Source organism: Pseudomonas sp. DF11 (assembly GCF_058148565.1).
In genome coordinates this window covers 1-24,190 of sequence record NZ_JBYVYN010000009.1, presented here as the reverse complement: position 1 = coordinate 24,190, position 24,190 = coordinate 1, and the positions used below count along the sequence as shown (strand labels likewise).

At 61.5% G+C, this 24,190-nt stretch carries 23 protein-coding genes and 1 pseudogene; 5 read left to right on the top strand and 19 right to left on the bottom strand.

Annotation, left to right across the window (positions count from 1 at the left end; translation table 11 throughout):
* Nucleotides 1–59 precede the first annotated feature (59 nt).
* Both AC30D9_RS23505 and AC30D9_RS23500 read left to right on the top strand, forming a co-directional pair.
* Nucleotides 60–977 (top strand): DMT family transporter, encoded by a 918-nt coding sequence (locus AC30D9_RS23505; protein ID WP_490144954.1) that lies wholly within the window; start codon nt 60–62, stop codon nt 975–977.
* A gap of 211 nt (nt 978–1,188) precedes the next feature.
* Nucleotides 1,189–1,386, top strand: a complete 198-nt coding sequence (locus AC30D9_RS23500; protein ID WP_490144953.1) for an antitoxin Xre/MbcA/ParS toxin-binding domain-containing protein — start codon at nt 1,189–1,191, stop codon at nt 1,384–1,386.
* A 229-nt stretch (nt 1,387–1,615) separates the two neighbouring features.
* Here the strand turns inward: AC30D9_RS23500 and AC30D9_RS23495 are convergent, their stop codons facing one another.
* From AC30D9_RS23495 to AC30D9_RS23430, 14 genes and pseudogenes are all read right to left on the bottom strand, one after another.
* Nucleotides 1,616–2,158 (bottom strand): hypothetical protein, encoded by a 543-nt coding sequence (locus AC30D9_RS23495; protein ID WP_307571103.1) that lies wholly within the window; start codon nt 2,156–2,158, stop codon nt 1,616–1,618.
* A 79-nt stretch (nt 2,159–2,237) separates the two neighbouring features.
* On the bottom strand, nt 2,238–2,879 hold the full coding sequence (locus tag AC30D9_RS23490; protein WP_490144952.1) for a response regulator transcription factor: 642 nt from the start codon (nt 2,877–2,879) through the stop codon (nt 2,238–2,240).
* Nucleotides 2,866–3,909 carry a sensor histidine kinase gene (locus tag AC30D9_RS23485; RefSeq protein ID WP_490144951.1) on the bottom strand — a complete coding sequence of 348 codons (1,044 nt, stop codon included), beginning with the start codon at nt 3,907–3,909 and terminating at the stop codon, nt 2,866–2,868. The genes AC30D9_RS23490 and AC30D9_RS23485 overlap by 14 nt, the downstream gene beginning before the upstream one ends.
* A gap of 77 nt (nt 3,910–3,986) precedes the next feature.
* Nucleotides 3,987–5,291, bottom strand: a complete 1,305-nt coding sequence (locus tag AC30D9_RS23480) for an ABC transporter ATP-binding protein (RefSeq protein WP_134923842.1) — start codon at nt 5,289–5,291, stop codon at nt 3,987–3,989.
* Nucleotides 5,292–5,301: 10 nt separating this feature from the next.
* The gene (locus tag AC30D9_RS23475) at nt 5,302–7,050 is read right to left on the bottom strand and encodes an ABC transporter permease (RefSeq protein ID WP_490144950.1); all 1,749 of its coding nucleotides are present in this window, start codon (nt 7,048–7,050) and stop codon (nt 5,302–5,304) included.
* Nucleotides 7,051–7,886: 836 nt separating this feature from the next.
* On the bottom strand, nt 7,887–8,960 hold the full coding sequence (locus tag AC30D9_RS23470) for a protein-glutamate methylesterase/protein-glutamine glutaminase (RefSeq protein ID WP_134923845.1): 1,074 nt from the start codon (nt 8,958–8,960) through the stop codon (nt 7,887–7,889).
* Between the two features lie 2 nt (nt 8,961–8,962).
* Complete coding sequence (cheD, locus tag AC30D9_RS23465) at nt 8,963–9,460, bottom strand: chemoreceptor glutamine deamidase CheD (RefSeq protein ID WP_109755217.1); 498 nt, start codon at nt 9,458–9,460, stop codon at nt 8,963–8,965.
* Complete coding sequence (locus AC30D9_RS23460; RefSeq protein ID WP_167659311.1) at nt 9,457–10,293, bottom strand: CheR family methyltransferase; 837 nt, start codon at nt 10,291–10,293, stop codon at nt 9,457–9,459. The genes cheD and AC30D9_RS23460 overlap by 4 nt, the downstream gene beginning before the upstream one ends.
* A complete protein-coding gene (locus AC30D9_RS23455) occupies nt 10,290–10,826 on the bottom strand; it encodes a chemotaxis protein CheW (RefSeq protein ID WP_134923847.1) in 537 nt (178 codons plus the stop codon). Before AC30D9_RS23455 ends, AC30D9_RS23460 begins: the two co-directional genes overlap by 4 nt.
* A 39-nt stretch (nt 10,827–10,865) precedes the next feature.
* Entirely contained in the window at nt 10,866–12,524 is a 1,659-nt protein-coding gene (locus tag AC30D9_RS23450; RefSeq protein WP_490144949.1) for a methyl-accepting chemotaxis protein, read from the bottom strand.
* A gap of 33 nt (nt 12,525–12,557) precedes the next feature.
* Nucleotides 12,558–14,660, bottom strand: a complete 2,103-nt coding sequence (locus AC30D9_RS23445; protein ID WP_490144948.1) for a chemotaxis protein CheA — start codon at nt 14,658–14,660, stop codon at nt 12,558–12,560.
* Nucleotides 14,661–14,696: 36 nt separating this feature from the next.
* A complete protein-coding gene (locus AC30D9_RS23440; protein ID WP_490144947.1) occupies nt 14,697–14,981 on the bottom strand; it encodes an STAS domain-containing protein in 285 nt (94 codons plus the stop codon).
* Between the two features lie 15 nt (nt 14,982–14,996).
* Entirely contained in the window at nt 14,997–15,365 is a 369-nt protein-coding gene (locus tag AC30D9_RS23435) for a response regulator (RefSeq protein WP_003203044.1), read from the bottom strand.
* Between the two features lie 11 nt (nt 15,366–15,376).
* A pseudogene (locus AC30D9_RS23430) lies at nt 15,377–16,315 on the bottom strand (methyl-accepting chemotaxis protein); the annotation flags it as partial.
* Between the two features lie 614 nt (nt 16,316–16,929).
* Between AC30D9_RS23430 and AC30D9_RS23425 the strand changes: the two are divergent.
* A complete protein-coding gene (locus AC30D9_RS23425) occupies nt 16,930–18,276 on the top strand; it encodes an MATE family efflux transporter (protein WP_490144946.1) in 1,347 nt (448 codons plus the stop codon).
* 173 nt (nt 18,277–18,449) lie between these two features.
* Complete coding sequence (locus AC30D9_RS23420; RefSeq protein WP_490144945.1) at nt 18,450–19,106, top strand: HAD-IA family hydrolase; 657 nt, start codon at nt 18,450–18,452, stop codon at nt 19,104–19,106.
* Between the two features lie 127 nt (nt 19,107–19,233).
* Here AC30D9_RS23420 and ppnN read toward each other — a convergent pair whose 3' ends face one another.
* Nucleotides 19,234–20,607: a nucleotide 5'-monophosphate nucleosidase PpnN gene (ppnN, locus tag AC30D9_RS23415; protein WP_025213122.1), complete on the bottom strand. Its 1,374-nt coding sequence runs from the start codon at nt 20,605–20,607 to the stop codon at nt 19,234–19,236.
* Between the two features lie 217 nt (nt 20,608–20,824).
* Between ppnN and AC30D9_RS23410 the strand changes: the two genes are divergently transcribed.
* Complete coding sequence (locus tag AC30D9_RS23410; protein ID WP_134923853.1) at nt 20,825–21,358, top strand: DUF3087 family protein; 534 nt, start codon at nt 20,825–20,827, stop codon at nt 21,356–21,358.
* A gap of 4 nt (nt 21,359–21,362) precedes the next feature.
* On the opposite strand, the gene AC30D9_RS23405 is transcribed toward AC30D9_RS23410, so the two are convergent.
* The 4 genes from AC30D9_RS23405 to AC30D9_RS23390 form a co-directional block, all read right to left on the bottom strand.
* Nucleotides 21,363–21,833, bottom strand: a complete 471-nt coding sequence (locus AC30D9_RS23405) for an arsenate reductase ArsC (RefSeq protein WP_134923854.1) — start codon at nt 21,831–21,833, stop codon at nt 21,363–21,365.
* Between the two features lie 141 nt (nt 21,834–21,974).
* Nucleotides 21,975–22,154, bottom strand: a complete 180-nt coding sequence (locus AC30D9_RS23400) for a con-10 family general stress protein (RefSeq protein ID WP_109755208.1) — start codon at nt 22,152–22,154, stop codon at nt 21,975–21,977.
* Nucleotides 22,155–22,279: 125 nt separating this feature from the next.
* Nucleotides 22,280–22,843, bottom strand: coding sequence for an ATP-dependent Clp protease proteolytic subunit (locus tag AC30D9_RS23395; RefSeq protein ID WP_057450977.1), 564 nt, complete (start codon nt 22,841–22,843; stop codon nt 22,280–22,282).
* Between the two features lie 116 nt (nt 22,844–22,959).
* On the bottom strand, nt 22,960–24,015 hold the full coding sequence (locus AC30D9_RS23390; RefSeq protein ID WP_134923855.1) for a DNA topoisomerase IB: 1,056 nt from the start codon (nt 24,013–24,015) through the stop codon (nt 22,960–22,962).
* Nucleotides 24,016–24,190 lie beyond the last annotated feature (175 nt).

Here is a 24,190-nt window from a genome sequence, read left to right as displayed (position 1 = left end):
GAGGTGGTTTCGATACTTCGGGACAAATCAGCCAGACGCTCAGTGAGCAGGAACTCTCGATGGAAATGCGTTGTGTGCCGTTTGAACATTCTTCCAGCAAACCTGGTGCGAAAATTTTCCTGGCGACGATGTTCGTGATTCTTTGCTGGGCCTATTCGCCGATTGGCATTCGCATCGGCTTGCAGGCTTACGAACCCGGTCAACTGGCGTTGATGCGGTTTCTCATTGCTTCGGCGTTCATGGCTCTTGTCGCGATGGTGAAGGGCATTTCCCTGCCGCGTCTCAGGGATCTGCCATGGCTGGCGGTGTTGGGTTTCTTTGCCGTCAGTCTGCATCACATCGCCCTCAATTACGGCCAGCGGGGCGTCAGTGCCGGGGCGGCCAGTGTGCTGGCCCAGTCCACGCCTTTGTTCAGCACCTTACTGGCGCATTTTGTCTTCAAGGATAGAGTCAGTGGTTGGCAGTGGGGTTGTGTACTGTGCGGCTTGCTTGGCGCTGGCGTGGTCGTCGCGGGGGATCGTGGCGTGGGTGACATGGACGCCCATGGACTATTGATCCTGCTGGCGGCGCTGTCCTGGAGTTTGTATTTCTCTTTGCAAAAGCGCCATTCCCATCGCTACGACGGTTTGACCGTGGTTTGTTACACCGTCTGGTCGGGCACACTCCTGTTGTTCATTTCCGCGCCGGGGATATTGAGCGCGGCGCGACAGGCTTCGGCTTCGGTGAATCTGGCGGTGTTGATCCTGGGTATTTTTCCCAGCGCGCTGGCGTACCTTGCTTGGGCCTACGTGTTGGCACACAGCAACGTGAGCCGCGCCTCCATGGCGCTTTACCTGATACCGCCGACGGCGATGTTGATGGCTTCTTTGGTGCTGGCCGAGCGGCCGTCAATGATGGTTATTGTTGGGGCGGTGATTGTGTTGATGAGTGTGCTGGCGTTGAGGCTTGAGCCGGGGAGTGGGGCAAAAGTCGGTTGATTCTGTCGTGGATGTAGGCAATGACGTTGGATGAGGGACCACGGAGCAGCGTCCTACGGACAGGCGACCGTTTTGGGATAAAACGCAGAAGTCTCTGACAACTTTTTAGGGTTGGCCTTCGGAAACACCGGTCTTACGATCTGGCGTTGTCTCGGTGCTCCGTGTGGCATCCGGCACGCTCAGTTTTGTTTTATATCGTGAGGACAGATCGATGCCTGAAATCCCATATGCCAAGGCCTTGGAGCACGCCGCCAATGTTTTCGGCTGCCAGCAGTTGGCTGAAGACTGGTTGAGGAAGCCCTGCACGTACCTGGACGATCAGGTGCCATTGGCGCTGATCGATAACCCGCCGGGCTTTCAGGTAGTAGAGGATTATCTGGTCCGGATTGAGCTGGGGGTTTATCAATGAGTCCTTGTTCTGCTGCGCGGTTTTTGGGTCAGCTGCGCAGCCCAGCGGGGATAAATTCCCTCGCCACAGGTTGCGTTATGCCTACAACTTCGAACGATCGTTCCTCACGCTCTGCGTGGGAATGCCGCCAGGGACGCTCCGCGTTCCGCTTCTGGAGGGTGACGCAGAGCGTCACGGGATGCATTCCCACGCGGGAGCGTAGGAACGATCATCCGAACGAGCGGGTGCATTATTTCTTGACCGAGTAATCCTGCCCCCACACCCGTACGGTGCTGACCGCCTCGTTCATGCCTTCAAACACGAACTTCTGCCGCACGGCGGTCTTCGGCGGAATGGTGACTTCGTCCGGGTTGTCCAGGCCGGTGAGGCGGTTGGCGTAGCCCGCCTGGTCGATGGCCAGCAGCACGCCGGTCTGGCCGAGGTTGATCAGGCGCAGTTGGGTGTCGGTGCTGTTCTTGAAGCCGAGGGTGACGGTGACGTTTTCGTCGCCGGGCTCCAGTTTCAGTACCTCGATGGCGATGCGGTCTTTCATTTGCTCACCAGAGGCCACGATCGCGGCGCCATCGGTGCCCTGGACCGACTCGCGACCATCGAGCACGCCTTCGCTGACACCGCCCAAGAGGTTCTTGCCGGCGGTAATGAACGTAGACACGGCGGACTTGGTCGAGTCCTTGATAAGGCTGCCGTCGGTTGGCTCGCCTTCGGCCAGGCACAGCGAACTGAACAAGAGACTGGAGACGAGGAGGGTGGCGCGTGACGGCAGAAGATTCATACCTGAGTCCTTGAGGTGGGCTGCAACATCGCCCATCGGCAGGGCGAACGGCATGATAGCTGTGATCGGCGATCAGTGGCTATGCGCCGCTGGCGTCCTTGAGTTTTTCCGACATCTTCACCAGCGCCGCCAACGAGTCCGCGTCCATCTTGCGCATCAAGGCGCCGCGCCGCACTTTCACGGTCACCTCGCTCAAACCCAACTGGGCGGCCACTTGCTTGTTCAGCAGCCCCGATACCACCAGCTCCATCACATCCCGTTCCCCGTCAGTCAGTCCGGCATAACGGCGTTTCAAGTCGTCCACCAGTGCCGCAGTCTTGCGCCGTTCCCGGTCACGGCCCAGGCCCAGGCTGATTGCATCGAGCAGGTCCTGTTCACGGAATGGCTTGGTCAAGAATTCGAGGGCCCCGGCCTTCATGGCTTTGACCGACATGGGGATGTCGCCATGGGCGGTGATGAACACAACCGGGACGCGAATATTCAATCGGGACATTTCCTGTTGGAAATCCAGCCCGCTCAAACCCGGCATCCGCACATCGAGGACCAGGCACGCCGGGACATCCGGCAGGTCGGCGTCCATGAACTCACGGGCCGAGCCGAAGGCCAGGCTCGTCAGGCCCACCGAGGCCAGCAGGTCTTGCAGCGATTCGCGCACTGAGCTGTCATCGTCGACGATGTAGATCATCGACTCGGCAAGGTCATGAATGTCAGTTTGGCTCATCGGATTCCCTTGTAACGGCTGGCAGGGTGAAGTGGAAGGTCGCGCCGGTCTGTGGGTCGCTTGAGGCCCAGAGACGACCGTCATGGGCTTCGATGATTGAGCGGCTGATCGCCAACCCCATCCCCATGCCATCCTGCTTGGTGCTGTAGAAGGCCTCGAACACTCGCTCTCGGTCGCTTGGCGATAGACCGCTGCCCTGGTCGGAAACCGAAAACAACAGTTGCTGGCGTGACTCCAGCGCCACATCAAATTGCAGGATCCGGCGCTCGACGTCTACCTGACGCATCGCCTCGACCGCGTTCATCGCCAGGTTGAGGATGACTTGTTGGATCTGCACCTCATCCGCGAGCATCGGTGGCAGGCCTTCCTCGACATGCACGCGCAAGGTGACGTTCTGTTCGTTTAGCTCTCCCGTCAACAGCCGCAGCGCGGCGTTGAGCGTGTCAGCGACGTTCAGCCATTGCTTGCTCGGCGCTTGATGCCGGGCCATACCGCGCAATCGGGCAATGATGTCGCTGGCCCGATGGGTGTCGGCGATGATCCGCTCCAGCGCTTGCTGGGCTTTGGCCAGGTTGGGCGGCTCGGTGGCCATCCAGCGCAGGCAGGCGCCGCTGCTGGTGGCCACCGCAGCCAATGGCTGGTTGACCTCGTGGGCAATCGAGGCGGCGAGTTCGCCGAGCATGTTGATGCGGGTGATGTGCGCCAGGTGGGCACGGGTCTGATGCACCGTACGGATCGCGGCGGACAGGCGCAGCGCCAGATACGTCGTGCCGGCGATCGCCGCAAGGCTGATCAAGACATTGATCAGCCCGGCCTCGGTGTCGCCAAAACGGGTGAACCGATAACTCAGGACCGTCAATATCATGCAGACGATCGAGACGCCGGCCACTGCGCGCGCCGGCAGGATCCGCACGGCGATCAGCACCACGGCGATCTGGAACACCCCGACCGCAATTTCCAGATCGGTGACGGTGTCGATCGCGGCAATGCCCAGCGCCAACCCCAGTAACAGCAGCAGGCGAAGCGTCATCCGGGTGCTTCTCATTGGGTGTTCATCTCGCATCGCTCCAACGCTCGGGACTGATCCACGCAGTTTATACCGCCCACTCAGGATGGGTTGTCCAGGCTGAACAGATCGGCCACTTCGTCATAGGCGAACAACTCGGCGTAGCGTCCCCATTGGGTGACGCAATCCAGGGTATTGGCGGCGTCGTGCTCGGACATGAAATCTTCCAGCTGATCGCGGAAACGCCTGGCCGGTGCCGTGCGGGTAGGGCGGTCGTCCAGCACCCTGCGGATATGCCCCACCAGCGGCACGTATTTAAGCAAGTGTTGGGCGAACAGGTGCTTGCGCTCATCCACCGTGGAGTCGGCGTAGCGTTGCCCGGCTGGCAGCAGTGTCATGTGGCCGTCCTGCATGTCGGCCAAACGCATGAGTTGCAGGACCTCGGCCACCGGTAACAAATCACTGGCGGTGTAGCGCAACACCCCGGCAAGCTCGCGCAGATCCGCCTGGCCGGCAAACGGCTGAGCCTGCACCGCCTCGATCAGCCCGGCCAGGGCATTGGTGGAAATCGCCGGCAAGACCATGCCCATGCCGGTGCCGGCAAACATGCCCTGGCGTGGTGAACCGGCATTCGTTCCCCCGGCCATTTGCACATAGATGTGTTCGACCAAGGCTTGGAAGGCCGGGTCCGTGCGATTGCGCGGCTGACGCAGGTCCACGCTGATTTCTTGCATGACCCGTCCCGGGTTGGAGGAAAAAATCAGGATTCGATCACACATCAGCACGGCTTCTTCGATGTTATGGGTGACCATCAATATCGATTTGATCGGCATCCGTCCTTCGCCCCACAAATCCAGCAGGTCGGTGCGCAGGGTTTCGGCGGTCAAGACGTCGAGCGCGGAGAACGGCTCGTCCATCAACAGCACATCCGGGGCGACCACCAGGGCCCGAGCCAGGCCGACGCGTTGGCGCATGCCGCCTGACAGTTCTTTCGGGAAGGCGCTTTCGAAACCATCAAGGCCGATCATATCGATGGCGGCCAAGGCCCGACGTCGGCGCTCCGGGGCTGCCACGTCCAGGGCCTCGAGGCCGATCTCGACGTTCTGCAGCACGGTCAGCCAGGGGAACAGGGCGAAACTCTGGAATACCATGCGTACCGAGCTCGAAACCCCTTGGGCATTGGCCGGAAAATCAACCATGCCGGTGGTGGGTGAAATCAGGCCCGCGATGGAGCGCAGCAGGGTCGACTTCCCAGACCCCGAACGCCCCAGCAGGCCGACGATTTCCCCGTCGTCCAGGCGCATGCAGACGTTGTCCAACACTACTCGCTCGGCACCGCCCGCCGTGCCATAGACGTGTCCCAGTTGCTGCACGTCGACGAGGCAACGCTTGTCTATCACTTCCATTGCTTGACCCTCAATCAATTCGAAGCCGACGCTCGGCAAAACCGTACAGCGGACGCCATAGCAACCGGTTGAAACCCACCACGAAAATCGACATGACCGAAACCCCCAGCGCCACCCGTTGCAGATCCCCCGCCGCGGTGGCCTGGGCGATATAGGACCCCAGCCCGGAGGCGTAGAGATGCTCGTTGCCCCAGGAAACTGCCTCGGCGACGATGCTGGCGTTCCACGAGCCGCCCGCTGCGGTGAGGGCGCCGGTGATGTAGTAGGGGAAAATGCCGGGCAGGGCGAATTGGCGCCACCACTGCCAGCCGCGCACGTGGAAGCTGCGCGCCGCCTCGCGCAAATCGGTGGGTAACGCGCTGGCTCCGGCGATTACGTTGAACAGGATGTACCACTGGGTGCCGAGGATCATCAGCGGTGACAGCCAGACATCCGGGTTGAGCTTCAAGGCGACGATGGCGATCACCGCGAACGGAAACAGGACGTTGGCCGGGAACGCCGCCAGCAACTGTGCGACGGGCTGCAAGCGCTCGGCCCAGCGCGGGTTCAAGCCGATCCAGACACCGATGGGCACCCAAAGCACGCTGGCCAGGACGATCAGCACGGCGACTCGCAGCAGGGTGGCCAGGCCCAGGCCAAAGGTGCTGATCACGTCCTCCAAACCCAGGGTGCTGCCAATGAAGCGCGACAATTGCAGGATGCCGATCATGCAGGCCGCGACGACCAGGACGATCCAGACCACCTCGGATGCACGGCTGAAGCGGGCACTGGGCTTGAAGCCGAGCCGAGGCAGCCGGGGAAGCTTGTCCAGAAATAACGCGGCCTTGATGCCAGTCAGTGCTTGCAGCACCCAGGGCACAAGACGCGTCGAACGCAGCAGATCGTAAACCCTGGACCGTGGGCGCTTCTGGGAGGCGGTCTGTTCGAAGCGAAACTTGTCCGCCCAGGCGACGATCGGCCGGAAAAACAGCAGGTCATACGCAATGATCACCCCGACCATGGCCAGGACTGCCCAGGCAATCGCAGCGATATTTTGCTGCTCGATCGCCAGTGCCAGCCATGAACCGATACCCGGCAGGCTGACGGTGGTGTTGCCAACGGTGATGGCCTCGGAAGCGACCACGAAAAACCAGCCGCCCGACATCGACATCATCATGTTCCACACCAGGCCCGGTGTGGCGAAGGGCAACTCGAGCTTGATGAACCGTTGCCACGGGGAAAACGAGAACTGTCGGCTGACTTCATAAAGGTCGTGCGGCACGGTTCTCAGTGATTGATAGAAACTGAAGGTCATGTTCCAGACCTGGCTGGTGAAAATGGCGAAGATCGCCGCGCATTCCACGCCCGTTTCCCTGCCGGGGAAGAGCCCCATGAAGAACACGACGGTGAATGTAAGGAAACCAAGTACTGGCACCGACTGGAGAATATCCAGTGCGGGCAGGATAACGATTGCCGCCTTGCGGCTTTTGGCGGCTAAAGTGGCAACGACCACAGAAAAGATAAATGAGGCGAACAAGGCGATGAACATGCGCAGCGTGGTGCGCAGGGTGTATTCCGGCAGGTGGGCCAGGTCAAGGGACAACGGCGAGGAATCAAGGACGCCGAGGGGTTGGCTCATTTGATCCAGGCCATACCCTATGAACGCAGCCAAGAGCAGCAGAATGCTGAGTAACGCTATATCTGCCCACCAGGAGGTGGCGACGGCTTGTCCCCTGTTTGGAAAGGAAGTAATTGCCGGCGCAGAGAAAGAAGGGCGCATTGATCACCTCGGTGTACACGATTGAAAGCCAGGGCTGCGACCTCACTAGCGGTCGTTGGAAGTCATGAAGTTAATTGCACTTGAGCGGGTGCGTTAAATGCCTGGCAAGACTAAGTGTTGCCTTCAAAGATGGCCACGATGACTTGGGACAGGAAAATATACTTTGGTATATCGAAGGGTCAGTGCCTGTGGTTGTAACGGTACTTGCGTATTGCTTGACGTTGCGACGGTTCATGAACAGCCGCGCCGAGGGCTGCGTTTTCATCTGATCCGTATTTTCCTGTTACAGCTGCCTCTGTAATGCACCCAGCTCCCACCCCAGAATGGCTACGCGGCTGGCCTATCAGACCGCCCGTGTACTGCAATTTTTTGCTTCAGGAGTGCTCATGGCGAAGATGGCGATTTTTCTAGGTGGGTTTTTGGCACTGACCCTTTTGATCGGCGTGCTGGCGACGATTTCGCCGGTGTAGCCACCGGCCCACAGACAAGGCAACCCAATACTGAAGCGAACCCTGTGGCGAGGGGATTTATCCCCGTTGGGCAGCGAAGCAGCCCTAAAGCTCATCCCCCGATCCACCGGTCGATCAGCTGCAAGCCTCTTGGGCTGCTTCGCAGCCAGCGGGGATAAATCCCCTCGCCACAGGTGATTGGTGTGTCGGGCGAATGGATGTGAACTCAACTGGTTTTGTGGCAAGGGGATTTGTTTGTGGGAGCAAAGCTTGCTCGCGATAGCGGTGGGTCAGCTTGCATTCATGTTGAATGTGCCAATGCCATCGCGGGCAAGCCTTGCTCCCACAATGAGTTCTGTGTGGATCGGGGGAACAGTCCTCAGCTCCTTACTTATGCAAAATCACCTGCGCAATCTCATGCAACCCCATCACCCGCTGTACGGCGTTGAGTTTGATCGCTTCCTTGGGCATGCCGAAGACCACGCAGCTGGCTTCGTCCTGGGCCACGGTGCTGCTGCCGGCGTCGAGCATTTCCTTCAGGCCACGGGCGCCGTCGTCGCCCATGCCGGTCATGATGATGCCGGTGGCGTTGCGGCCGGCGAATTTGGCCACTGAGCGGAACAGCACATCCACTGAAGGACGGTGGCGGTTGACCAGTGGGCCGTCTACCACCTGCACGTGGTAGAACGCCCCGCTGCGGGTCACCATCATGTGTTTGCCACCGGGGGCGATGAGTGCCAGGCCGGGATGAATGCGGTCGTTGTTGCGGGCTTCGCGCACTTCGATCTGGCACAGGCTGTTAAGCCTGGCGGCGAACGAGGCGGTGAATTTTTCCGGCATGTGCTGGACGATGACGATGCCCGGGCACACCCGCGGCAGGGCGGTCAGAACCGCTTCCAGGGCCTGGGTGCCGCCGGTGGAAGTGCCGAGGGCGACGATGCGTTCGGTGGTCTGCGCCATGGCATGACCATTGGCGGCGGGCAGCATGGCGTCAGCGGTGAGTTTGGTGGCCGGCGTCAGTGCAGTCGGGGCAGGGCGCTTGCCCAGGTTGCGCACATTGACCTGGGCGGCGGCGCGGATCGCCGACACCAGTTCCGGCGCTGATTCCAATAGAAAGTTCTTCAGGCCGGTGGTGGGCTTGGTGATGATTTCCACCGCGCCGGCGGCCATCGCCTGCAAGGTGGTTTCCGCTCCCCGGGGCGTCAGGGACGAGCAGATCACCACCGGTGTCGGGCGCTCGCTCATGATTTTCTTCAGGAAGGTGATGCCGTCCATTCGCGGCATTTCCACGTCCAGCACGATCACGTCGGGCCATTCCTTGGCCAATTTGTCCATGGCGAAAATCGGGTCGGACGCCGCGCCCATGACGTGGATGTCCGGCGTGTCGCTGAGGATCGCCAGTAACACCTGGCGAACCACCGCTGAGTCATCCACCAGCAGTACGTTTATCTTTTTTGACATGGTTAATGCCGGGTCCTTATTGGTTGGTGCCTGACCCATACATCGCCACTGCAAAGGTCGAAGATGATGCTGCGGTGACCGGTGCTACCCATGTCCTGGGCGATCAGATCCAGGCGATAGAGGGCGGCGATTTCCAGCGCGGCATTGACGTTCATCCGCGCCACATCGCCGTAGGGCACGTGGCGTTGCAGTTCAGGGAACATTTCGCCGCCGCCGAACAGCTTGAGCTGATAGTCCTCAGGTTCAGTGTGATGGGCCTTTGCCTGGCGCAGGAACAGTTCGATGGCTTCGTCGGCGTACATGCCGTTGAGCGCCTTGGAGCAGCGCATCCGACTGGGCAACATGAAGTGGCACATGCCGCCGATCCTGCGTTCGGGATGCCACAGCGTGATCGCCACGCAAGAACCGAGGATGGTACGCAGCCGGGTCGGGCAGGTGGCGAAGCGAAACTCCCCCGGCGCCAGGTACATCTCGGCCACTTCCCTCATCGCGACGCTCATGGCTTGCGATAAATCGAAGGCGATACGAGTTTCAACGCGTCGGACACGCCGTTGAGGCTTTCCGAGTGGCTCACGATGAAATACCCGCCGGGTTTGAGCCGGGGGATCAATCGGGCAACCACTTTGCTCTTGGTGGGTTGGTCGAAATAGATCATGACATTGCGCAGGAAAATCACGTCGAACTCCCCCAGATCCGGCAAGGTGTCGTTGAGGTTGACCTGGATAAAATGGACCCGGTTGCGCAACGCCCGGTCGATGAGGAACGTGCCTTGCTGGCTGCCAGTGCCCTTGAGGCAGTATTTCACCAGCAGCGGATGGGGCAGGTTGCTGGCGCGCTCCATTGGGTAGTGCCCTGAGCGTGCCTTGGCCAGCACCTGGCTGCTGATGTCCGAACCGATGACCTCCCAAGGCGTGGTGCCCAGTCCTTCGGCCAGGGTCATGGCCAGGCTGTAGGGTTCTTCTCCCGATGAACTGGCCGCGCTCCACAAGCGAAAGGTCTTGCCCGGCGTCGCGTGGGGCAGCACGTGCTGACGCAGGAAATCGAAATGCTTGGGTTCGCGAAAAAAATAGGTCTCGTTGGTGGTGAGCAGGTCCAGCGCCACCTGCAACTCATCGGTACGCTGACCGTTCATGATCAGCTTGAAATACTCGCCGTAGCTGTCCAGCCCATAGTGCTTGAGGCGCTTGAACAAACGCCCGGCCACCAGGGCTTTCTTGGCTTCGGACAGGCTGATGCCGGCGGCCTGGTACAGCCAGGACTGGAACTGGCCGAACTCGCGGTCACTGAGCACCAGTGAATTCACCGTGCGTTCCTTGCAGGTATCGGCGTTCACTGGGCGTCTACTTCCAGCGCACTCGGGCTGGTTTCTGCGAGTTGGGACATTTCGTCGATGGACAGCACGCGGTCGACCTCCAGCACGATGACGAACTTGCCGTCGACCTTGGCCATGCCACTGATGAAATCGGCGCGGATCTTCGCCCCGAAGCTCGGTGGTGGCTCGATCTGCGAGGCCGGGATTTCCAGCACCGCCGATACCGTGTCCACCAGCAGGCCAATGTCCTGGGCCTGGCCGTCCGCGCTGGCCGCCTCGATGATCACCACGCAGCTGCGCCGGCTGATCGCCGAGTTCGGCCGGCCGAAACGGGCCGACAGGTCCACCACCGGCACCACCGCGCCCCGCAGGTTGATCACCCCACGCACGAACGCGGGCATCATCGGCACCACGGTGAGGTTGCCGTATTCGATGATTTCCTTGATGCACAGGATGCCGATGGCAAACATCTCCGTGCCGAGCATAAACGTCAGGTATTGCGCTTCTTCCTCGACCGCGATGGCGGTTTGACGTGTGGTCGCGATGGCGCCCATGCCTTTATCTCCTTTAAGCGAGCCTGTGGGAACGGACCGTCAGAACCGGGTGAATTCGGATTCGTCCGGAGCGCTGGCCATGCTGTAGGCAAAGGCCTTGGGGAGCGCAGGCACGGCCGCTCGAGCCGGCTTGCGGCTGGACGGCCCCGGCGTGTTGTCCACCTTCAAGGGCTGGCTGGCCGATTTCGGCGGCGTGTCCAGGGTGAAGAAGCTCATGGCCTGTTGCAGCTGTTCGGCCTGGCTGCTCATTTCCTCGGCGGTGGCGGCCAGTTCTTCGCTGCTGGAGGCGTTCTGCTGGGTCACCTGGTTGAGTTGGGTCATGGCGGTGTTGATCTGCGCCACGCCAGCGGCCTGTTCTTCGGAGGCGGCGCTGATTTCCTGCACCAGGTCCGATGTCTTGTTGATCGACGGGACCATCTCGTTGAGCAGGTTCCCGGCCTTTTCCGCCATATCGACGCTGCTGGACGACAGCTCGCCGATTTCCTGGGCCGCTATCTGGCTGCGTTCGGCCAGTTTGCGCACTTCGGCTGCGACCACCGCGAAGCCTTTGCCGTGTTCGCCGGCGCGGGCCGCTTCGATGGCGGCGTTGAGCGCCAGCAGGTTGGTCTGGTAGGCGATGTCGTCGATGATGCTGATGCGCTGGGCGATTTTCTTCATCGCCACCACGGTCTGCTGCACCGATTCGCCGCCGTCGGTGGCTTCCTTGGCGGCCTTGCTGGCCATGCCGTCGGTGACCTTGGCGTTCTCGGTGTTCTGGTTGATGCTGGCGCTCATCTGCTCGATGGACGCACTGGTTTCCTCGACGCTGGCCGCCTGTTCACTGGTGGCCTGGCTCATCGATTGCGCGGTGGCGCTGACTTCTTCGGAGGCGCTGGCCAGGTTGTCCGCTGCGTTGCGCACTTCACCGATAATGTGCGAAAGCTTGTCGACCATGTTCTGCATGGCGTTGAGCACCATGCCGGTTTCGTCCTTGGAGCCGCTTTCGATTTTTGCGTTCAGGTTGCCTTCGGCCAATTGTTCGGCGACGTTCGCGGCCTGTTTCAATGGACGGGAGATGATCCGCGAAATGAACAGCGCCAGGCCCAGGCCTACCAGTAGCGCGGCAACCAGGACGGCAATGATCGACAGGCGCGATTTTTCAAACAGTGCTGCGCCACGCTCGCTGGCGGCGCCGGCTCCAGCGTCATTGAGTTCAACCAGTTTTTGCAGGTCGGCCACCACCAGCTCGAATTGACGCTTGGACTCGCCCTTGAGTAGCGCATGGGCTTGCTCGGTCAGGTTTTGCCGGGACAGCGCAAGCAGGTCCTTGCTCACCGCGAGGTAAGCGTTCCAGTCGTTGCGGGTGGTTTCGAACAGTTGGCGGTCTTCAGCATTGGAGAGCAGCTTTTCATAGGTCGCCATGCGCGTTTCAAAGGCCTTCCTGGCTTCTTCCGCCTCATGCTCGATGGTCACGCGTTCCTGCTCGGAGTCGGCGGTGATATGGCGGTTTTCCTTGAGGCGATAGTTTGCCCCGTAGAAGCGCATGCCCGAGGCGGCGCGCATGGACGGCATCCAGTTTTCCCGGATCTCGACAGTGGTGCCGTTCACCTCGCCCAGTTGGATGATCGCGAACACCCCCATGACAGCGGTCAGTGCCAGCACCACCAGAAATGAAGTGATCAGTTTGGTGGCGATTCTAAGATCGTAGAACCATTTCATCGGGAAGTACCTCTCCATGGAATTGCTAAAGCGTCAGCGAGCGTTGGCTTGTTGTAAGTGAGTTGGGGTGTAGCGGTTTTCCACTTGGGCGATCTGGGTGAGCAGCGCCGGTACGTCAAGGATCAACGCCACGGCGCCGCTGCCCAGGATGGTCGAGCCGCTGATGCCGCGAAGGGCGCCGAACAGCTTGCCCAGCGGCTTGATCACGGTCTGGAATTCACCCAGTAAGTCATCCACCACCAGCCCGGCCTTGAGTTCGGCGTAGCGCACCACCACCACGTTCTGCCGGCGCGCGGCCGGGCCTTCATGGCTGAAGTGATCGCGCAGGTAAACCAGCGGCAACACCTCGCCCCGCAGGTCGAGGTAGCCTTGTTCGCGACTGGCGAGCCCATCGTCTTCGCTCAGCTCGATGCATTCCTGGACCATGTCCAGCGGAATGACGTAGGTCGACTGACCGATGCCCACCAGAAAACCGTTGATGATAGCCAGGGTCAGCGGCAGGCGGATGCGCACCACGGTGCCCTGGCCAGGTTGGCTGTCCAGGTCGACGGTGCCGCGCAGCAGGGTGATGTTGCGCTTGACCACGTCCATGCCCACGCCGCGCCCCGAAAGGTTGGTGACGGCCTGGGCGGTGGAGAAGCCGGGCTCGAAGATCAGGTTGTAGATTTCCTGGTCGGTGGGGCTGGCGCCCGGCGTCACCAGGCCACGCTCCTGGGCTTTTTCCAGGATCCGGTCTCGGTTCAGGCCGGCACCGTCGTCAGCGATCTCCAGCACGATACTGCCCGAGTCATGGTACGCGTTGAGGTGTAGATGCCCCTTGGCCGGTTTGCCCGCCGCCAGCCGCGCCTCGGCGGTTTCGATGCCGTGGTCCATGGCATTGCGCAGCAGGTGCATGAGCGGGTCGCCGATTTTTTCCACCACGGTCTTGTCCAGCTCGGTCTCCGCGCCGCTGATGATCAGGTCGATGTCCTTGCCCAGTTCCTGGCTGACATCGCGCACCACCCGACGGAAGCGGTTGAAGGTTTCGCCAATGGGGATCATGCGCAGGCGCAGGGCACCGTCGAGAATTTCTTCCACCAGCCCGGACACGGATGAGGTGGCTTCCTGCAACGGGTCGTTGTGGCAGGTGCGGGCCAGCAGGCTGGCGCCGGCGCTGGCGATGACCAGTTCGCCCACCAGGTTGATCAACTCATCGAGCTTGTCGGCATTGACCCGCACATAGGTGCCGTCCTTGGCCTTGCTGTCGCTGGTCACCGCCTGTTTGTCGGTGGCGATCTGGGCGGGCATGCGCGGGGTCTTGCGCTGGTCGGACAACAACTCGCCAGTGGCGACCAGCGCGGTGGTTTCCTCGGCCTGTTCCGGCGATGTGGTCACCATGCCAGTGTTGGCTTGGGGGGCGACGTCGTCGTCCAGGGCAACGATCTCGATCACGCAGTCTTCCCGGACGAAGTCGAACACTTCGTTGATCGCCCCATGGCTGGCAGCCGAGCGAAACTCGATGTCGAAGCCCAGGTAGCAGGACTCGGCGTCCCAGGCGTCGGCGGCGGGCAGGGCGTCGGTCAAGGTGACGATGTCGACGATTTCACCCAGGGTTTGCAGATAACGCAGGAATGACAGCGGGTCCATGCCGTTGCGGAACACGTCCTGGCCGAAGCGCAGGGAAATGTGCCAGAGCCGTGTTTCGCCAGGTTCGCTGGTTTCGGTTTCATGGGCAGGCGTCGGGGCCGTGGCCGGCGAGGGCGCCTGGTACTCCTGCAGGATCTGGCACAGTTCCATTTCCCGTTGCAGGGCCGGTGGCGGCAGCGCACCCCCCTGGTTGGCGACCACGTTGATCAGTTCCAGCATGTGATCGCTGGACTTGAGCAGCACGGCGATCAGGCCGGCGTCGACCTCGACGCTGCCGTTGCGCAGGCGATCGAGCACGTCTTCGACGATGTGGGTGAAGCTGACGATCGGTTCCAGGCCAAACAGCCCGGCCGAGCCCTTGATGGTGTGGGCCGCCCGAAAGATCGCGCCGATGGCGTCATCGTCGCCAGGGTCGGTTTCCAGTTGCAGCAGCGACTCTTCCATCGCCTGCAACTGTTCCCGTGCCTCGACGATGAAGGTCTGCTGTGCCTGATCCAGATTGATGCTCACGCTCATATCCTTTGTCGTGTCCGACGTATTGCGGTCCTAGGCAACCAGGTTGCAAAGGGCAAGTGTTTCCGTGACCGCCTTGCTTTGGCCGGTCAGTGTCAGCTCGGTCCCGGCCCGGGAGGCCTCGCGCTGCACCATTAGCAGCAGTTGCAGGCCGGCCCCATCCATCTCGGTGATCTGCGACAGATCGAGGGCCATTTGCGGTGTTGCGCCCAGGTGCGGCAGCCACTGCGCGGCCAGCTCGGCCGCGGTGTAGATCGTCAGCTCGCCGTCGATGTGCACCTGGGCGGTGTCATCCTGTGTTTCGTAGTGCAACGGCATTGGAGCCTCCGGTGATCAAGGAAGAATCAGCTTGGATACCGCCGCCAGCATCTGCGCCGGCTGGAACGGCTTGACTACCCAAGCCTTGGCCCCGGCGGCCTGGCCTTCCTGTTTCTTCGACTCCTGGGATTCGGTGGTCAGCATGATGATTGGCGTGAACTTGTAGCTGGCCAGCTTCTTGACCTCCTTGACGAAGGTGATGCCATCCATGTTGGGCATGTTCACGTCACTGATGATCAGGTGCACTTTCTGGCCATTGAGCTTGCCCAGCGCATCCTTGCCATCGCTGGCCTCGATCACGTCATAGCCGGCACTTTTCAACGCGATGCCGACCACCTGCCGAACGCTCGCGGAGTCGTCGACAACCAATACACTTTTAGCCATGAAAGGCTCTCCTAAAAGAAGGTTATTTCCTGTGAAGCCTGTTGCGCACCCGAGTCGCCGTGGTGGTTGCGGCGTTGCTCGTCGGTGGCGTAAGTGGTTTCCATGCGCGCCAGCCATTGGCGGGCGTCGATGGAGGCGGCCTGTTCGGGCGACTGACTGGCCTGCTGCATATGCACGTGCAGGTCCTCGATGTTGTCGCGCACGTGGCTGAGGATCTGGCTGACCCGATCCTGGAATTGCAGGCTGACCAGCACCTCGGTGAGTTCATCGCGGATGCCGAAGCTTTCCCGTTGCAGCATGTCGGCCGAATCGGCCAACCGGCCGGTGACACTCTTGAAGCGCTCCAGCACCTGCTGGATGCTTTCCTCGGAGGCACTGACCGAATGGCTGTCCTGGTCGGCGCCGCTGGACGCAGCATGGACCAGTTGGGTGATGGCGGTGTTGATGATGTCGACCTTGGCCGACATCTGCTGGCCGGTCTCGCTGGACTTGCTCGACAGACTGCGCACGGCGTCGGCCACCACGGCAAAGCCACGCCCGGCTTCGCCGGCACGGGCTGCTTCGATGGCGGCGTTGAGCGCCAGCAGGTTGGTCTGTGCGGCAATCGCCGCGACATCGGCGGCCATGGTCCGCAGCTCGCCGGTATAGGCCGTCAGGTTGCGCACCTGGGCCAGGGTTTCATCGCGGCTGGCCTGGGTGGCCTTCAGGGAGTCGATGACCTTGACCAGTTCACTTTCGCTCTGGGCCAGCACCTGCACGGCGCCGCCACTGCTGCTGCCGGCCAGTTCGCCAGCGGCCAGTTGCGAGGCTTGCACGGTGTCTTCCAGGCGCGCGGAAATGCCGGTGAAACGGCTGGTCAGTGAGACGATTGCGGTTTCGGTCTGTTGCCGGGAGCTTTCGACCTGCTTGGCCCAGATCGGCATGGCCCCGAGCATGACTTCGTTGAGTTGCTCGCTGGCTTTATGGGCCAGGTGCCCGGTGGCTTGCAGGTCGTGGCGGGCCATGGCGGCTGCGATGGCGCTGTCGAGGTGTTGACGTTGCGAACGCGCACCCCATACCCCGGCACCGACACCCAAGGCCAGGAGCACCGCACTCAAGCCGATGTTTTGTGTATTCGCACCGTTGATCGCCAGTACACCGACGCTCGCGGCAACGGCCACCAGCACGGCATTCCAGAGAATGCGAGGTTGGGTTTGGGAAAGGGGATGACCGGGAGGATACGACGTCATGGTTCGGTCCTTGAACAGTGTTGCCAACAAGTAATTTGCGAATAACTGGTTATCTGCCAAACCGACACGGTCTTGAGGACCAATCGTCCGGTTTCGATAAAAATAATGGCATATTGCTATCTAAGAATAGACGAGATTGGAAAATTGTCGAGATGAGCTGACCTGTGGAGATCCCATGGGCAGGAAGCTTGCGCTCGTTTCGTTCGGCAGTTCCTACCGCGCAGTCTGGCGGGAGTGCGCTCCCTCGCCGCGAAAACGGACATCTTCTGAAACAGAATCCATGGATTAAGCTAGATTACCCCGCATCGGATTTCGAACCTGCCATTAGAGCTCTCATGCCCACCCAGCCTCTCTGGAAAACCTATCTCCTGTTCCTGGCCCCCATGGTCCTGTCCAACTTCCTGCAGTCCATGTCCGGCGCGCTCAACAGCATCTATATCGGGCAGATGCTCGGCACCCAGGCATTGGCGTCGGTATCGGGCATGTTCCCCATTTTGTTTTTCTTCATCGCCCTGGTCATCGGCCTGGGGGCGGGGGCGGGCGTGTTGATCGGGCAAGCCTACGGTGCCGGGCAGACCGGTACGGTGAAAGCCATCGCCGGCTCGACGCTGTTGCTGGGAGCGCTCATCGGGCTGGTGGCGGCGGTGCTCGGCAGTGTCTTCGCGCGTCAGGCGTTGCAGGGGCTCGGCACGCCGGCCGATGTGCTGGAGGACGCCGTTTCCTACGCCCGGGTCATGATGTGGACTCTGCCAATGTTGCTGGTATTCGTACTGTTCACCCAACTGCTGCGCGGGGTGAGCGATACGGTGTCACCGATGTTGGCGTTGCTGGTGTCTACCGGTGTCGGGCTGATACTCACACCTGCATTTATTCGCGGCTGGCTGGGCCTGCCGCAGATGGGCGTCCAGAGCGCGGCATTGGCGGGGTTGGTGGGGACTACCTCGGCGATGCTGATGCTGGCGTGGCGACTGAACCGTCGCGTGCACGCCTTGGCGCCGGATCGTGCGTTGTTCGCGGCAATGCGCCTGGACATGGATATCCTCGGCAAGGTGCTGCGCATCGGCCTGCCCACGGGGTTGCAGATGGTGGTGATCTCGCTGTCGGAGCTGGTGATCCTGGCGCTGGTCAACCACCACGGTTCCCAGGCCACGGCGGCCTACGGTGCGGTGACGCAGATCGTCAACTACGTGCAGTTCCCGGCGCTGTCGATTGCCATCACGGCCTCGATCCTCGGTGCCCAGGCCATCGGCGGCGGACGCCAGGAGCGCCTGGGGCCGATCCTGCGCACGGGACTTTTGATCAACCTCTGGCTCACGGGTGGGCTGGTGGTGTTGGGCTACCTGTTGTCCCACTGGCTGCTGGGACTGTTCATCACCGACCCGGCGGCACGGGTGCAGGCCGAACATCTGCTGCATATCATGCTCTGGAGCCTGCTGGTGTTCGGCTTCCAGGCGATCGTCGGCGGCATCATGCGCGCCAGTGGCACGGTGCTGGTGCCGGTGGCCATTTCGATCTTCTGCATCGTCGGTGTACAGGTGCCCGCGGCGTATCTGCTGGACGCCCACTTCGGCTTGCAAGGGGTGTGGATAGCGTTTCCCGTGGCCTACCTGAGCATGCTGCTGTTGCAGACGCTCTATTACAAGCTGGTGTGGCGGCATCAGCGGATCGAGCGGTTGGTGTAATCGGGCCCACCACCGAGCCCTGTGGGAGCGAGCCTGCTCGCGATGGCGTCGGAACATTCAGCATTGATGCAAGCTGATCCATCGCTATCGCGAGCAGGCTCGCTCCCACAGGGAATCGATGCATGGCGATGTTACAGTGACCGTCATCCACCCCTTCATCACCGAGGATCCCGATGTCAGCCAACCGTTCCTACCACGCCTTCCTCTTCGACATGGACGGCACGCTGCTCAATTCCATCGCCGCCGCCGAGCGCATCTGGACACGCTGGGCCCTGCGCCACGGCGTGGACGTAGCGACGTTCCTGCCAACGATTCACGGCGTGCGCGCCATCGACACCATCGCCCGCCAGCATCTGCCGGGGGTGGATGCCCAGGCCGAGGCTGAGCAGATTACCCGGGAGGAAATCGAGGATGTCGAAGGCGTGGTGCAAGTGGCCGGTGCGGCTGCGTTTCTGAAAAGCCTGCCGCCTGGCCAATGGGCGATCGTCACCTCGGCGCCGATGGCATTGGCCTTGCGCCGCATGGAAGCCGCCGGGATTCCACGCCCTTTGGTGATGGTCACTTCCGAAGACGTCAGCGACGGCAAGCCCAACCCCGCCTGCTATCGCCTGGCCGCCGAACGGTTGCAAGTGGCACCCCGGGAGTGCCTGGTCTTTGAAGACGCCGACGCGGGAATCCGCGCTGGCGAGGCAGCAGGGGCCGATGTGATGGTGGTGACGGCGACGCATTCGCATCCGGTGGACACCCGCCATCGGCAGATCGAGGATTACCGTGGGCTTGCTGTTGAGATGAATGAAGCCGGCCTGATACGACTGAACCCGACTCTGTGACCGCAGCAGAACCCCTGTGGGAGCGAGCCTGCTCGCTATAGCGGTGGGTCAGCTTGCATCAATACTGGATGTGCCGACGCCTTCGCGAGCAGGCTCGCTCCCACAGGGGGAGCGAGGATTTTGAAGGTCAGGTCACCACGCGATAGCACGGTACATACGCCGCGCCGCCCGGCAGTTTCATGCGGTGCTGGGCGACGAAGGCCTGGAGCAGGCGGTCGAGGGGTTCCATGATGGCGGCGTCGCCGTGGATTTCGTACGGGCCGTGTTCCTCGATCAGGCGGATGCCCTTGTCCTTGACGTTACCCGCCACGATGCCCGAGAACGCCCGGCGCAGGTTGGCCGCCAGTTCGTGGGCGGGCAGGTCGCGGCTCAGGCCCAGGCTGGCCATGTTGGCGTGGGTCGGGTCGAACGGGCGCTGGAAGCCTTCGTCGATCTTCAGCAGCCAGTTGAAGTGGAAGGCGTCGTTGCGTTCGCGGCGGAACTGCTTGACCTCCTTGAGCCCCTGGGTCATCTGCCGCGCCACTTCGGCCGGGTCGTCGATGATGATCTGATAGTGCTTCTGCGCCGCCTCGCCGAGGGTCGCACCGACGAACGCATGCAACTGATCGAGGTACGGCGCGGCGCTTTTCGGCCCGGTGAGGACCACCGGGAAGGGCAGGTCCTGGTTGGCTGGGTGCATCAGGATGCCCAGCAGGTAGAGGAATTCCTCCGCCGTACCGGCGCCGCCCGGGAAGATGATGATGCCGTGGCCGACGCGCACGAAGGCTTCCAGGCGCTTCTCGATGTCCGGCAGGATCACCAGCTCATTGACGATCGGGTTCGGCGCCTCGGCGGCGATGATGCCCGGCTCCGTCAGCCCCAGGTAGCGACCGCCATGGATGCGTTGCTTGGCGTGGGCAATGGTGGCGCCTTTCATTGGCCCCTTCATCACGCCGGGGCCGCAACCGGTGCAGATGTCCAGGCTGCGCAAGCCCAGTTCGTGGCCGACTTTCTTGGTGTATTTGTATTCTTCGGTGTTGATCGAGTGGCCGCCCCAGCACACGACGATTTTCGGCTCCACGCCGGGGCGCAAGGTGCGGGCGTTGCGCAACAGGTGGAACACGTAGTCGCTGATGCCCTGGGACGAGCTCAGGTCGATGCGCTGGCTGTCCAGTTCGTTCTCGGTGTAGACGATGTCGCGCAGGGCACTGAACAGCATCTCGCGGGTGCTGGCGATCATCTCGCCGTCGACGAACGCATCGGCCGGCGCGTTCAGCAGTTCCAGGCGCACGCCGCGGTCCTGCTGGTGGATACGGATCTCGAAGTCCTTGTAGGCTTCCAGGATGGTCTTGGCGTTATCAACATGGGCGCCGGTATTGAGGATGGCCAGGGCGCACTGGCGGAAGAGGGTATAGATACTGCCGGAACCGGCTTCGCTCAGTTGCTGGACTTCGCGCTGGGACAAGGTCTCCAGGCTGCCCTTGGGGCTTACCGAGGCGTTGATTACATGTCTTTGAGTCATTCAGCTTTCCTTGAAAACGATGCCATGCACACAACGACGGCATCTTGAAAAAAACGTCCACGCAGAAAGATCGCACGATCCTTGCGCTATCGCCATGGACTTTGATCCGGACCCGGCGAGTCGGTTGCGCTACAAAATGAGCCCCAGCATAGCTAAATCGACCGGGCAGGCGATAATGCGGGACTCTTTTGATGCCGTACAAGGAAATTGCACTGCGATGTTCGAGATCAAACCGTGGGATGGCGACACCTACCGCAAGCAGACCCGCCGCAGCACCCTGATCATCGCGGTGGTGTTCCTGGCCCTGGCGATGCTGCTGTCCAGCCTGGCGGTGATGCTGTTCGGTACGCCGGGGGGCGATAACTTTCGTTTCAATCTCGGCGGGGTGATGGTCGCGGTGCTGGCGATGGCGGCGCTGATGCGCCTGTATTTCTGGTCGCAACCGTGGATGGCCGCGGCGGTGTACGGCTGGCAGCTCAAGCGCAGCCTGATGAAAATCACCAACGTGATGCACCAGGTGACCGCCGGCGTGCAGGCCCAGGACCCCACTGCCATGAAGTTGCTGCGCTTCTACCACCTGGGGCTGGCCCAGATGCATCAGCTGGACGCCAACTCCAGCGCCCAGGGCTCACTGGCCCGAGAGGCCGACGCGCACTTGGCGCAGATGCAGGCGCTGGGCCTGGACCCCGAGCAGTCGCGCCTGGACCCGAGCTGGATCGAGACGCTGAAGCAGGCTTATCGCGCAGGTTGATCGGTCAGAGGGTGCCGATGCGGTCGAGCTCGGCTTTCAAGGCCTGGGCGTCGAGCTGGTCGAAGGGCAGGGCGAAAAAGGCCCGGCAGCGGGTTTCGATACGGTCCAGCGTGCTGTGGAACGCCTGGCCGATCTGGTCGTCGCTGCCTTTGACTTCCGACGGATCCGCCAGGCCCCAATGGGTCTTGATCGCCGGGCCAAAGTACACCGGGCAAGCTTCATTGGCGGCGTTGTCGCACACCGTGATGACGATGTCCGGCGGGTTACTTTCGAAGGCGTCGTTGCCCTTGCTGCGCAAGCCGTTGATGCTGATGCCGGCCTCCTGCAAGGTACTCAGACTGCGCGGCAGCACCTGGCCCTTGGGGAAGCTGCCGGCGCTGACGGCTTCGAATCCGACGGGAGCCAGGTGGTTGAACATCGCTTCGCTGAGAATGCTGCGACAGCTGTTGGCTGTGCACATGAAGAGGACTTTCATCGATCGGCTCCGATAAGCGCAAGGTAGGGCTGCGCCGGAGTATATGCGGACAATCGAATATATGGAATTTCGTATTTGTGATGAGGGAGTGAGCAGATAGCGCCAGGGCGCAGGATGCCTGCGCCCCAGCGGTTGGGAGAGTTACGATTTTCTGCCGCCGCCTTGGCCGCGTTCACTGCCTTTGTTACCGGCGCCAGTACCTTTTTGCCGGTCGTTGGCAACGTTGCCGCCCGACGCTTGTCCGCCTTTCTTGCCGGCTTCAGATGCCTTTTCACGATCGTTTGCGAAGTTGCCTGGGTTTTTGTTTCCGCTACTGGCCATCTCGAGAATCCTCATTTTGGTTGAGCGAGCAACGTGCCTCGCATTATTTGGGAAAGAAAATGGCCGGGGGAAGTTTAAAAAAACTCTCTGGCTGGCGACGAATGGTCAGCCGCCGGTGTGCACTTCTAATCCTCGCCGCCGCTGACTTTCCAATGCTTGGCGTCTGTCGGAAAAACCACCTGCTCGACCCGATGGGCAATGCCGAACGCCAGGGAGTTCTCCGCCGGAATGACCCGTTCCTCGGCGCACAGGCATTTGAAGATATCCAGCTGTGTCGCGGCGCCGGCGGTCTCCTTGACGTAGATTTCCACATAACGCGCCACGTCGTTGTCCAGGCTGGACAGGTATTCGCGCAAGCGTGAGTGGTCCACCGATTTCTGGCCGAAGTACCAGTTCATCGGATGGATCAGAAAACGCGAGTGAGGGGTGGTGGTGCGGTCGCTGGCGGCCAGGTACATGACAATGCCCATCGACTCTATGTTGCCGGCGTTCACCGCACGTACCGGTACTGGAAGGGACTTGATGAAGGTGTAGAGGGTGAAACCGAAATTGGTACTGCCACCGACCGTGGAGAGATTGAGCATCAGCGAGTCGGCGCCTTTTTCGATGGCTTCCAGGCAATTGTCCCGGAAGCGCTCCGTGGTGCCCTGATCGATCTGGCAATGGAAATGGACAATGTGTTCGGACATCTGAAACTCCTGTCGACTTCATCCGTTGACGTGCCTGCGCAACGGTGGCGCTGTACAGTTGGGAGTCCAGCGGTCTGCGGATGTTCCTCATCCAGGGCTCGCAGCCCATGGACGCATCAAGCCGGTTGCTGCTGTTCGCACGCCTGGGCAGCGTCTGTCATGCGCTGTAGAAACAGCGTCAACCCGGCTTCTTCCTCACTGAGGCCTTTGCGTGCCCGGGGTTTGGGCAGTTCCTCCAGGGCGCCGAGCAGGAAACCCTCGACCACCGCAGGATGAATGTAGCACTTGCGACAGACGGTCGGCGTGTTGCCCAGTTGCCGGGCGACCTGCCTGACCATCTCGGCCACGTGTTTCTTGGCCTCGGTCTCGGTTTCCCAACGCAGCGTCCGCAGCCCGGCCAAGGCCGCCGCACTGCCGGCCCAGGTGCGGTAGTCCTTGGCGGTGAAGTCCGCGCCGGTGAGGGTCTTGAGGTAGGCGTTGATGTCCGAAGAGCTGATGGAGTGACGCTCGCCGTGTTCGTCCAGATACTGGAACAGGTTTTGCCCGGGGATCTCCTGGCAGCGCTTGATGATCCGTGCCAGGCGCCGGTCTTTCACGGTGATCTGGTGTTCGACGCCGCTCTTGCCTCGGAACTGGAAGGCGATGGCGCTGCCGTTGACCTCGACATGTTTGCTGCGCAGGGTCGTCAGGCCGTAGGAGCGATTGTCCCGGGCGTACTGGGTGTTGCCGACGCGGATCAGGGTCACGTCCAGCAAGGTGATGACCGTGGCCATGACCTTGTCGCGGCTGAAACCGGGCTGGGCCAGGATCTCTTCCAGGCGCTTGCGCAAGCGCGGCAGGGTGCGGCCGAATTCGAGCATGCGCGAGTATTTGTCCGCATCGCGCACTTCACGCCAGCGCGCATGGTAACGGTATTGCTTGCGGCCCCGGGCATCGCGACCCGTGGCCTGGAGATGGCCGCGCGGGTCGGTGCAGATCCACACATCGGTGTAGGCAGGCGGTACCGCCAAGGCGTTGATGCGCTGGATTTCGGCGGCGTCGGTAATGCGTTGGCCCTGCGGATCGAAGTAGCAGAACTTGCCGCGCAATTTGCGCCGGGTGATGCCGGGGGCGGTGTCGTCGACGTAATGCAGGTCGGCCGGCAGTGCGTCCGGGGGCAGGGTGTCGGGCATGAAAAAAGTCCTTGGCAGCGAATCCGGTGGCCTGTGAATTCATTGACCGCAGGCTGTTGCGGACGTGCCAAGTTTCTGAAGGGGACAGGAACCCCTGTGGGAGCGAGCCTGCTCGCGATGGCGTCAGACCAGCCCACATCAATGTTGACTGAACCACCGCTATCGCGAGCAGGCT

Coding starts and splice junctions, on each gene's coding strand:
- AC30D9_RS23505 (WP_490144954.1), top strand. CDS start 60: ATGGAAATGCGTTGTGTGCCGTTTGAACATTCTTCCAGCAAACCTGGT.
- AC30D9_RS23500 (WP_490144953.1), top strand. CDS start 1,189: ATGCCTGAAATCCCATATGCCAAGGCCTTGGAGCACGCCGCCAATGTT.
- AC30D9_RS23495 (WP_307571103.1), bottom strand. CDS start 2,158: ATGAATCTTCTGCCGTCACGCGCCACCCTCCTCGTCTCCAGTCTCTTG.
- AC30D9_RS23490 (WP_490144952.1), bottom strand. CDS start 2,879: ATGAGCCAAACTGACATTCATGACCTTGCCGAGTCGATGATCTACATC.
- AC30D9_RS23485 (WP_490144951.1), bottom strand. CDS start 3,909: ATGACGCTTCGCCTGCTGCTGTTACTGGGGTTGGCGCTGGGCATTGCC.
- AC30D9_RS23480 (WP_134923842.1), bottom strand. CDS start 5,291: ATGGAAGTGATAGACAAGCGTTGCCTCGTCGACGTGCAGCAACTGGGA.
- AC30D9_RS23475 (WP_490144950.1), bottom strand. CDS start 7,050: ATGCGCCCTTCTTTCTCTGCGCCGGCAATTACTTCCTTTCCAAACAGG.
- AC30D9_RS23470 (WP_134923845.1), bottom strand. CDS start 8,960: ATGTCAAAAAAGATAAACGTACTGCTGGTGGATGACTCAGCGGTGGTT.
- cheD (WP_109755217.1), bottom strand. CDS start 9,460: ATGAGCGTCGCGATGAGGGAAGTGGCCGAGATGTACCTGGCGCCGGGG.
- AC30D9_RS23455 (WP_134923847.1), bottom strand. CDS start 10,826: ATGGGCGCCATCGCGACCACACGTCAAACCGCCATCGCGGTCGAGGAA.
- AC30D9_RS23450 (WP_490144949.1), bottom strand. CDS start 12,524: ATGAAATGGTTCTACGATCTTAGAATCGCCACCAAACTGATCACTTCA.
- AC30D9_RS23440 (WP_490144947.1), bottom strand. CDS start 14,981: ATGCCGTTGCACTACGAAACACAGGATGACACCGCCCAGGTGCACATC.
- AC30D9_RS23435 (WP_003203044.1), bottom strand. CDS start 15,365: ATGGCTAAAAGTGTATTGGTTGTCGACGACTCCGCGAGCGTTCGGCAG.
- AC30D9_RS23425 (WP_490144946.1), top strand. CDS start 16,930: ATGCCCACCCAGCCTCTCTGGAAAACCTATCTCCTGTTCCTGGCCCCC.
- AC30D9_RS23420 (WP_490144945.1), top strand. CDS start 18,450: ATGTCAGCCAACCGTTCCTACCACGCCTTCCTCTTCGACATGGACGGC.
- ppnN (WP_025213122.1), bottom strand. CDS start 20,607: ATGACTCAAAGACATGTAATCAACGCCTCGGTAAGCCCCAAGGGCAGC.
- AC30D9_RS23410 (WP_134923853.1), top strand. CDS start 20,825: ATGTTCGAGATCAAACCGTGGGATGGCGACACCTACCGCAAGCAGACC.
- AC30D9_RS23405 (WP_134923854.1), bottom strand. CDS start 21,833: ATGAAAGTCCTCTTCATGTGCACAGCCAACAGCTGTCGCAGCATTCTC.
- AC30D9_RS23400 (WP_109755208.1), bottom strand. CDS start 22,154: ATGGCCAGTAGCGGAAACAAAAACCCAGGCAACTTCGCAAACGATCGT.
- AC30D9_RS23395 (WP_057450977.1), bottom strand. CDS start 22,843: ATGTCCGAACACATTGTCCATTTCCATTGCCAGATCGATCAGGGCACC.
- AC30D9_RS23390 (WP_134923855.1), bottom strand. CDS start 24,015: ATGCCCGACACCCTGCCCCCGGACGCACTGCCGGCCGACCTGCATTAC.